Origin of the sequence: Noviherbaspirillum pedocola (assembly GCF_016632335.1) — a bacterium.
Taxonomy (GTDB): Bacteria; Pseudomonadota; Gammaproteobacteria; order Burkholderiales; family Burkholderiaceae_D; genus Noviherbaspirillum_A; species Noviherbaspirillum_A pedocola.
Map to the genome: position 1 here is coordinate 1 of NZ_JAEPBG010000074.1, position 1,318 is coordinate 1,318.

Below are 1,318 nucleotides of genomic sequence, written 5' to 3' on the forward strand. Positions count from 1 at the left end.
TGGGGGCACGCGAAGCATGGGCATCGCATCCAACGTAGGAGGCAAACATGGCAATCGTACGGGTCGGTTTGGATATCGCAAAGCAGGTGTTCCAAGTGCATGGCGTAGATGGGCATGGCAAAACCATTTTGCAAAAAACCTTGTCACGTCCCCAGGTGCTGACTTACTTTGCCAGATTACCGGTATGCCTCATTGGTATTGAAGCCTGTTCCAGTTCACACTACTGGGCCAGGGAACTACGCCGCTTCGGCCATGATGTGCGGCTCATGGCACCCCATTTCGTTACCCCGTATCGCAAGAATGGCAAGAATGACGCCAATGATGCGGAAGCTATCTGCGAAGCAGTGGGCCGGCCCAATATGCGGTTTGTACCGGTTAAAACCGAGGAAGCACAAGCAGTCTTGACGCTGCACCGGGCCAGGGAACTACTGGTGTCAGAGCGCGTTGCCCTGTCCAACCAGATCCGTGGTTTGCTCGGCGAGTTCGGTATCGCCGTGGCCACCGGCATGGCTAAACTACGCCAAGTCATGACGGAGCTGCACACCGGTGCACGAGCTTTGCCGCTGCTCGCCAAAGAAACCATCGCTGAACTATACGAGCGCATGCTTAGCCTCGACAGCAAAGCAGCCGAGTATGAGCGCAAGATTGCCATGCTGGCGGCACAAAGCGAGCCTGCCAAGCGCTTGATGAAGATCGAAGGGGTCGGTCCCATTACCGCCACCGCGTTAGTGGCCAGCGTGGGCGATGGCAAGCTATTTCGCAGCGGCCGGGAGTTTGCCGCCTGGCTAGGGCTCACGCCAAAGCAGTATTCCAGTGGCGGCAAGAGCCGACTGGGCGGCATTACCAAACGTGGCGACGTGCGATTACGGACGTTGCTGATTCATGGCACCCGTAGCGCCATGCGGTCAATGGCGGGCAAGACCGATCATAAGAGCCGATGGGTAGCAGAGCTACAACGTCGATCGTGCAATCCGGTAGCAGCGGTTGCGCTGGCAGCCAGGAATGCCAGGACCATCTGGGCCATGCTGGTACGTGGAACGGAATACCGGGTAGCGTAGTAACCGGAGAAATCAACGAGCAAAGAGTTAGCAAAGGAGTGTCCTGCCAACGATTGCGGGCCAGACGGGTTGATGGAGAATGAGTTCGAACTCACGCAAACAAGAGCCTGGCAACAAACATGGTTGATCTCAGACCGTAGCGGTAATGAGGCAGTTTGCGAGCGGAAGACATCAGGGCCGGTGCCGACGGGTGCCACAGTAGGCCGGATAGATACATGCAGTCGATTCTCACTTCGACGTCAAAACGGCAGGTCTTGCAA

The 1,318-nt window shown here is 56.9% G+C and carries 1 protein-coding gene; it reads left to right on the forward strand.

Annotated features, from left to right (window positions below):
• Window positions 1-47 precede the first annotated feature (47 nt).
• Entirely contained in the window at window positions 48-1,058 is a 1,011-nt protein-coding gene (locus JJB74_RS32950; RefSeq protein ID WP_200598768.1) for an IS110 family RNA-guided transposase, read from the forward strand.
• The last annotated feature ends 260 nt before the right edge of the window (window positions 1,059-1,318 follow it).